Source organism: Psychrobacter sp. Pi2-51 (genome assembly GCF_904846665.1).
In the GTDB taxonomy this organism is placed as follows: domain Bacteria; phylum Pseudomonadota; class Gammaproteobacteria; order Pseudomonadales; family Moraxellaceae; genus Psychrobacter; species Psychrobacter glaciei.
In genome coordinates this window covers 131,654-139,352 of the sequence record NZ_CAJHBP010000009.1, presented here as the reverse complement: position 1 = coordinate 139,352, position 7,699 = coordinate 131,654, and the positions used below count along the sequence as shown (strand labels likewise).

At 44.2% G+C, this 7,699-nt stretch carries 7 protein-coding genes and 1 pseudogene; 7 read left to right on the top strand and 1 reads right to left on the bottom strand.

Going from position 1 to position 7,699, the window contains the following annotated elements; genetic code table 11:
* Window positions 1-86 precede the first annotated feature (86 nt).
* From hfq to radA, 7 genes are all read left to right on the top strand, one after another.
* Window positions 87-614, top strand: coding sequence for an RNA chaperone Hfq (gene hfq / locus JMY08_RS07155; protein ID WP_201592575.1), 528 nt, complete (start codon window positions 87-89; stop codon window positions 612-614).
* 262 nt (window positions 615-876) lie between these two features.
* A complete protein-coding gene (locus tag JMY08_RS07150; protein ID WP_189581442.1) occupies window positions 877-1,869 on the top strand; it encodes a KpsF/GutQ family sugar-phosphate isomerase in 993 nt (330 codons plus the stop codon).
* Window positions 1,870-2,019: 150 nt separating this feature from the next.
* On the top strand, window positions 2,020-2,586 hold the full coding sequence (locus JMY08_RS07145; RefSeq protein ID WP_189581445.1) for a KdsC family phosphatase: 567 nt from the start codon (window positions 2,020-2,022) through the stop codon (window positions 2,584-2,586).
* Entirely contained in the window at window positions 2,583-3,170 is a 588-nt protein-coding gene (lptC, locus tag JMY08_RS07140; RefSeq protein WP_010198114.1) for an LPS export ABC transporter periplasmic protein LptC, read from the top strand. The genes JMY08_RS07145 and lptC overlap by 4 nt, the downstream gene beginning before the upstream one ends.
* Before the next feature lie 327 nt (window positions 3,171-3,497).
* Window positions 3,498-3,980: a lipopolysaccharide transport periplasmic protein LptA gene (gene lptA, locus JMY08_RS07135; RefSeq protein WP_413191387.1), complete on the top strand. Its 483-nt coding sequence runs from the start codon at window positions 3,498-3,500 to the stop codon at window positions 3,978-3,980.
* A 136-nt stretch (window positions 3,981-4,116) separates the two neighbouring features.
* Complete coding sequence (gene lptB / locus JMY08_RS07130; RefSeq protein WP_192811737.1) at window positions 4,117-4,827, top strand: LPS export ABC transporter ATP-binding protein; 711 nt, start codon at window positions 4,117-4,119, stop codon at window positions 4,825-4,827.
* 378 nt (window positions 4,828-5,205) lie between these two features.
* Entirely contained in the window at window positions 5,206-6,651 is a 1,446-nt protein-coding gene (gene radA, locus JMY08_RS07125; RefSeq protein ID WP_189581451.1) for a DNA repair protein RadA, read from the top strand.
* Between the two features lie 114 nt (window positions 6,652-6,765).
* Here the strand turns inward: radA and JMY08_RS14200 are convergent.
* Window positions 6,766-7,107: pseudogene (locus tag JMY08_RS14200) on the bottom strand (septal ring lytic transglycosylase RlpA family protein); the annotation flags it as partial.
* Between the last annotated feature and the right edge of the window lie 592 nt (window positions 7,108-7,699).

The window sequence follows — 7,699 nt, the reverse complement described above, 5'->3', positions numbered from 1 at the left end:
TATCTACTCTTTGCCATTATAATTCAAGCAACACTTAAAATAATTGGCGCTTAAAACATAATTATATAATATTTAGGAGAGATTTCATGTCAAAAGGACAAACTTTACAAGATCCGTTCTTGAACTCGCTGCGCAAAGATCGCATTCCTGTCTCTATTTTTTTAGTCAATGGTATCAAGTTGCAAGGTCAGATCGAGTCATTCGATCAGTATGTCGTATTGCTCAAAAACACAGTGAGTCAAATGGTATACAAACATGCCATCTCGACGGTTGTACCAGCACGTAATCCACGTAGCAGCACAACGACAACGACTAGTGCCCAGCCTCAAAGTGCAGCGCCAGCCGCTTATCAAGGTGGGGGTTTTGAACGTGGTAGCAACCCTGCTGGCACCGGTGGTTTTGAAGAGCGTGGTTTTGCCTCTAACCGTAGTGGCTTTAACCGTGGCGGTTTTAGCCAAGGTCAAGATCGTGGCTTTGAGCGTGGTAGCTTTGGACAGGGTCAAGAGCGCGGGTTTGAGCGTGGCGGATTTGGTCAAGACCGTGGATTTGAGCCACCAGCAGAGAATGCGAACTTTGAAAACAAGCCAAGTGACGAATCTGATGATAACAACTAAGTTGATCATAAATAACCAATCATAGATAAATAGACAAGAAGTATTTTGCCTATTTACCTATAGATAGATGCGTTATCTCGACTTGATATATTTAATCAAAACCTGCTGCTTTAGCGGGTTTTTTTTGTATAAATAGACGTATAATAACTACTTAGCATTGATATCGATTTGACGTTAGTGCTAGGTTTTGCAGGGCATTATTAATATTGCTCAGAGTATAGTAAAATATCTTATTGATTCATTATAAACATAGAGCTGATGCATGAGTAATAGCCAAAGCAATCTGACCCATGAGCAATATATTAGTACCGCTATCGAAGCGATTAACACCGAGATATCGGCGTTAGCACTACTGACAGAGCAGATAGACGACAGATTTGCGCAGGCTTGCGATATTATTTTGGCTTGTAAAGGTCGGGTAGTGGTCACTGGTATGGGTAAGTCAGGACTGATAGGGCGCAAAATCGCCGCGACTTTTGCTTCTACTGGCACGCCCGCTTTTTTTATGCATCCTGGTGAGGCTGGGCATGGCGACTTGGGCATGCTGGTGAAAGGCGATGTGTTGCTTGCCATCTCTAACTCTGGTGAGTCAGACGAGATTAAAATGCTGCTGCCAGTGGTTAAGCACTTAAATATTCCGTTGATTAGTATCAGTCGTGATAAGCGTGGCATGTTACCGCGTGCAGCTGATATTGTATTGACCCTAGGCAAATCGCAAGAGGCGTGTCCGCTGAACCTTGCACCTACCTCCAGCACCACGGCTACATTGGCGCTAGGTGATGCGTTAGCAGTGGCTTTAGTACATGCGCGTAATTTCACTTCAGAAGATTTTGCTCTATCGCATCCAGCAGGGGCGTTGGGTCGTCAACTGCTCACTCGCGTCGAAGATTTGATGCATACTAAGTCAGAAGATTTGCCACTTATCAATCAACAAGCACCATTGCAAGAGGCGCTCTTTACTATGTCTGCTGGGCGCTTAGGGATGACAGTGGTCACTGACGATAATGATAAGGTTGTTGGGGTATTTACAGACGGTGACTTACGCCGCGGTTTAGAAAAAGGCATCGATCTACAAACCCCGATGCGCGATGTGATGGTTAACGATCCACGCCGAATCAGCAAAACCATGCGGGCATCAGACGCTCTGAGTGTCATGAATGAAAATGGTATCAGTCAGCTGTTGATTATCGATGAGAAAGATCGATTAGAAGCGATTATTACGGTTCATGATTTACTACAAGCGGGTGTTAAGTAAGCATTATCTATAGTCAGGTCAATATAAAAAAGACACAGCGCGCTTGATATAAATTTTTTGTAGCCTCTGTCTTCGTAGGCACAGCAAGCAAGAAAAATTTGTACCAGTCACGCATTATAGAGCCAGAAAGTCTTTAAGAAAGGATAACTCATGCAAGACTTAATAAAAAAAGCCGGACAAGTTAAGCTATTGGTATTAGATGTTGATGGTATTTTGTCAAATGGTCAAATCATCTATGACGCCAATGGTGTTGAGACCAAAGAGTTTTCAGTGCACGATGGTGTTGGCATTAAGTCGTTAGCACGTTATGGCATTTTGACTGCTATTATTACGGGTCGTAGCAGCCCCATGGTGGATAAGCGCGCCATTGAAATAGGTGTGGATTATGTGGTGCAAGGTCGTGATGACAAGCTGATTGCCTTAAATGAGCTGCTATCTACCCTTGATCCTGCGCTCAATATCACAGCGGCTGATTGTGCTTATATGGGCGATGATTTGCCAGATATTAAGGCAATGCAAACTGTGGGATTTGCGGCAACAGTGCCCAATGCCCATGCCGAAGTAATTAAGCGCAGCGATATGGTGACTACACGTGCAGGCGGTACTGGCGCCGTACGTGAAATATGTGATCTTATCTTAAAAGGTCATGGCCATTATAAAGACTTTATCGCGCATTATACGCTTGATGAGGCACCAACTCAGGATACCTTATCGTGAATACTCGTGTTTTAATCGTTTTAGCGTTGATTATTGCTGGTATTGCTGGCTGGTTTTTTCAGCAGCAAGGAGACATATCACCGCCAGTTAGCATGGAAGCGACCGATGTTGATTATGAAGCGACTGATATTAAGGCGGTGCAAACCAATGAGCAAGGCGACACTGAATATGAGCTTACTGCTGAATCATTGACGCACAATCCGGCAACTAACGAAGATGAGATGTCAGGCATCACGATGAATTGGGAGCCCTCAGATGAGCAGCGCTATCGTATCGAAGCGGGTAGCGCTGCCATCAGTCAGCAGACTGGTGAATTGAGCTTGTCTGGTGGTTTTACCTTAGTTAGTGAAGACAAAGCCGATGGCGCATCAGATATTGAACCCATTAAAGTGACGGGCAGCACGCTCAAAGGTAACACCAAGTCAGGCCAAGTTTATAGTGATGAAATGGTCAAGATTGAGCAAGGGATGAATCGATTTGAAGCATCGAGCATGAAAGCCAATCTCGAGACTGGTGAGTATGAGTTCGGTCAAGTGGCGGTTAATTTTTCTCCTGCTGACCGTAAAGACAAGGCATTATTCTAGTTGAAATGATCTTTGCCCAAAGAGATATTCAAAACCATATAGTCAGTGAAAGTTAGTCTGACGCCCTATGGGATTGACTATAGCTAGCATGAAGTTTGCAAATCCTATCGTTTGCCCACGATAAAATCACTACAGCGTCAACCTCGCTGACCATACTCATGTATCGATTGCACTCGGTTTCCTTGTATTGATATTATTTTGGATTGACTATAACTACTAATAATAAAACGAGTAATGTTTATGAAATCTAAGTTTTTGCCTACTTTGCGCTCATTATCGACTCGCTCGATGCAAGTCTCTTCTAGCCTGCGCACGCTACCAGTCATCATGTTGCTAGCGTTACCACTATACAGTCATGCGCTGCCATCAGACGCCAATCAGCAGATTAAACTGTTGGCAGATAAAGCGACTTATAGTGAGCGTACCGGTGTCACCAGTTATTCTGGTGGTGTGGTTATTACTCAAGGTACGTTTAAGATGACCGCTGATAATATCACGGTCAATTTATCACAGGGTCGTAGTATCAACTCTGCAGTAGCGACTGGGCGACCAGCCACCATGCAGCAAGTGGTCACGCAAGAGAAAGGTCTGGCAAAAGGTCAGGCCAATAAGATCGACTACAATGCGATTACTGGTATTATTACTTTGACGGGTAATGCAAAACTGGTACAAAATGGCGCCAGTTTTGCGGGCAATGTCATTCGTTATAGCTTAAAGGCAGGTGATGTAGAAGCGACTGCCGGTGGCAACCAGCGCGTGGAGCTAGTCTTCCCACCTAGCAGCAATAATAGCCAGAGCGGCGTACGCTAAGTGATAGCAGCAATTGCGTAGCAGCACCTAAATTTCGACAACACTATGCGTAAGTTATGAGTAAATTATGAGTGATAACCAAAGTTTTGACGCTTTAGCCCCCACTAACAATGCTAAGCCTGTCGAGCGCTTGAGTATGAAAAACTTAGGTAAGCGTTATGGCAAACGTTGGGTCGTCAAAGATGTCTCATTTTCTGTTGATCAAGGTCAAGTGGTTGGCTTGTTAGGACCAAACGGTGCGGGTAAAACCACCAGTTTTTATATGGTAGTAGGTCTGGTCAACATGGACAGAGGCAGCGTCAGCTTAGGCAACATGGATTTATCCAAATACGCGATGCATGAACGCGCTCGTGCTGGCATTGGCTATTTACCGCAAGAAGCCTCAATCTTTCGTAAATTATCTATCGAAGACAATATCTTGGCTATTTTGCAAACTCGTACAGAATTGACTGCTAGTGAGCAGCGCCAAGAGCTTGAAAAATTGATTGGTGAATTCAATTTAGGACATGTGCGTAAATCTTTAGGGATGAGTGTATCAGGCGGTGAGCGTCGCCGTTGCGAGATTGCCCGTGCCTTGGCCGCTGACCCGAAGTTTATCTTGCTAGATGAGCCTTTTGCGGGCGTTGATCCTATCTCTGTTGGTGACATTAAAGACGTGATATTAACGCTAAAAAATCGTGGTATTGGCGTGTTAATCACGGATCATAATGTTCGCGATACGCTCGCTATTTGTGAAAAAGCTTATATCGTCTCAGAAGGCGCTATTATTGCTGAAGGCACAGCGTCTGATGTCTTAGATAATGAGTTGGTAAAATCTGTCTATTTAGGTAAAGATTTTCAGGTATAAACCGGTCAGTTAATCGCTGTTTTCGTTCGTTTATACTATTCATGGGTTGGCATAAAGTTTCTGCTATTTTTTATGCCAACGACCACGATTTATATCGTATTCATTATTATTTCTGCTACACAGCCTATAGTCAGGTCAATATAAAAAAGAGACAGCGTGACTGGTATAAATTTTTTGTCGCCTCTGTCTGCGCCGGCACAGCAAGCAAGAAAAATTTGTACCCGTCACGCATGATAATGTCTTGTATCCATTTTATTTAGTATCGACTATATCATCTAAGCGGCTTCTTCCTTATAAAACTATTCTTATATAAACACTTATACAAAAGCATTCTGATATTTTATGATTGATTGATTGTCTGAATAAGGCTCATACATTATGGCAAAAAATAAAAGCAGCTATGTCTGTCAACATTGCGGTGCGCATTTTGGCAAATGGGCAGGACAGTGTACGGACTGCGGGGAATGGAACAGCTTGGTTGAAGCGCCAAACGTCAGTATGCCGCATCATAATAAGAGTACTGCTAAGCCTAATGCTGGTCGTGCAGCGCCTCGTAACACAGGCAGCAGTGGCACACCTACAGGGAACTATTCTGGTACCCATAGTGCGGTCATGCCGCTTAATGCTGTCAGCGTCGGCCTAGATACGCGCTTGCCCACTGGCATTAGTGAGTTTGATCGTGTGCTCGGCGGTGGATTGGTTGCCGGATCTGTTGTACTGATAGGTGGCGACCCCGGTATTGGTAAATCCACTATCTTATTACAAACAGCGACCAATATGGCTCGTGCTGATTCGCTGGCAGGTAGTGCGCTTTACGTGACCGGTGAGGAGTCACTGGCTCAGGTTGCTATGCGTGCCAAACGTTTAGATTTGCCAGCAGACAGGCTGCGGGTATTGGCCGAAACCAACGTCGAAACTATTTGTGCGGCTTTAACTCAAGAACAGCCAGCCATCGCTATTATTGATTCTATTCAGACTATTTATACAGATGCCATCAATTCTGCGCCGGGCGGCGTCAGTCAAATTCGAGAATCTGCGGCTATTTTGACACGCTATGCCAAGCAGACGGGCACTGCGCTATTTTTAGTGGGGCATGTGACCAAAGAAGGTACGCTCGCAGGGCCACGCGTGCTTGAGCATATGGTTGATACGGTATTGTATTTTGAGGGACAGTCGGACTCCCGCTTTCGGATGATTCGCGCGGTTAAAAATCGTTTTGGTGCGGTTAACGAGCTCGGTATTTTTGGTATGACCGATATGGGACTGAAAGAAGTCGCCAATCCGTCAGCGATATTTTTGAGCCGCTATGATAAGCCCGTGGCTGGATCGGTAGTTATGGTCAGTCGTGAGGGTACGAGACCGCTATTGGTCGAGGTACAGGCGTTGGTTGATGATTCGCAAGGTCAACCTAGACGTATGGCGCTGGGGCTAGATTTTCAACGCTTATCCATGCTGCTGGCCGTCATGCATCGACACGGTGGCATTCATACCAGCGGACAAGATGTGTATGTCAACGTAGTCGGTGGTGTCAAGGTCATAGAGACAGGCTCTGATTTGGCTGTATTATTGGCTTGCGCTTCTAGTATTAAAGAAAAGCCTTTACCTTCATCATTGGCCGTGTTTGGTGAAGTGGGCTTGTCTGGGGAAATACGCCCTGTCCCTAATGGTCAAGAGCGATTGAAAGAAGCGATGAAGCATGGTTTTAAACATGCCATTATTCCTAAGGGCAATGCGCCTGCAAAAGATGCTCCTCAGTTTAAAGGCATTAATGTGATTGCGGTTGAACGTCTCGATGATGCTATCGAAAGCGCGTTTGAGTTATAACCGATAGGCTTATAGCTTTGTATTAGAAAGGATTAATGTCAGACATAAAAAAACGCCTAACTCATCATGGTTAGGCGTTTTTTGTTTCTAATTAAGAAGGCTGTTGTTTTAGAACTATGGTCCTGAAACACGCTCAATCGAAACGTTACCAACCCCTTTGCTCGTGATACCTAGTTGCTTGGCAGCACCGTAAGACAAATCCATTACCCGATTACCGTGGAATGGACCGCGATCATTAACTTTTACCACGACGCTTTTGCCATTGGTTTTATTGGTGACTTTCACATAGCAATTTAATGGTAGTGAACGATGCGCCGCTGTTAGGGCATTCATATCAAAAGTATCACCACTGGCTGTTTTGCGACCATGAAACTTACGGCCGTACCAAGATGCCAAACCGGTTTGCTTAAATTTGCTTACTGAGTTAGACGCGACTGCGGTTAAACGCTCTAACACATCTTCGTCATTGCTTACTTGGGCGGTATCGCTCGCTAATAATGAGCTGCTAAGTGCTAATGAGGTAGGCTGACGGGCAGACTTAACCAAGCTTGAAGCACCATCATGTTGACGACTAAGCTCACCGAGTACACGGTCGATATGGGAGGCGTTATCTTGCGAAATCATTGCAAGGGTGGTTTTTGCTTCTACTGCATTGGCATTAGATGCGACTGCAGAGCCAGCAAATAGAAATACTGACATTGTAAGTAAACCAGATAAACGCTTATTCATAAATACCTCTATAACTTATACATTAAAACCTAACTCTAAAAATCTTAGATCGAGTGTGACAGACTTAGACCAATCTAATCGTGTCGCAAGCTCTAAAGCCTATGTACCAATCGGTCATTCTAATCAGGATTGATGCAAAAGATGGCTTTTATAGGGTCTAACATATGATAATTTTCATTTTGTTATCATAAATGCGTTGCAGTAGTAAATGACCGAAATGCTTATGATGTGCTCAAATGATAGTTAACAATATTAATTAAGTACCGACTCTAATAGTCAAACAACTAAAGTTTAAATGGTCAGTACCGACATTTATCAT

What these genes read in the sequence shown, in the direction of transcription:
- hfq (WP_201592575.1), top strand. Translation starts at nt 87, where the DNA reads ATGTCAAAAGGACAAACTTTACAAGATCCGTTCTTGAACTCGCTGCGC.
- JMY08_RS07150 (WP_189581442.1), top strand. Translation starts at nt 877, where the DNA reads ATGAGTAATAGCCAAAGCAATCTGACCCATGAGCAATATATTAGTACC.
- JMY08_RS07145 (WP_189581445.1), top strand. Translation starts at nt 2,020, where the DNA reads ATGCAAGACTTAATAAAAAAAGCCGGACAAGTTAAGCTATTGGTATTA.
- lptA (WP_413191387.1), top strand. Translation starts at nt 3,498, where the DNA reads ATGTTGCTAGCGTTACCACTATACAGTCATGCGCTGCCATCAGACGCC.
- lptB (WP_192811737.1), top strand. Translation starts at nt 4,117, where the DNA reads ATGAAAAACTTAGGTAAGCGTTATGGCAAACGTTGGGTCGTCAAAGAT.
- radA (WP_189581451.1), top strand. Translation starts at nt 5,206, where the DNA reads ATGGCAAAAAATAAAAGCAGCTATGTCTGTCAACATTGCGGTGCGCAT.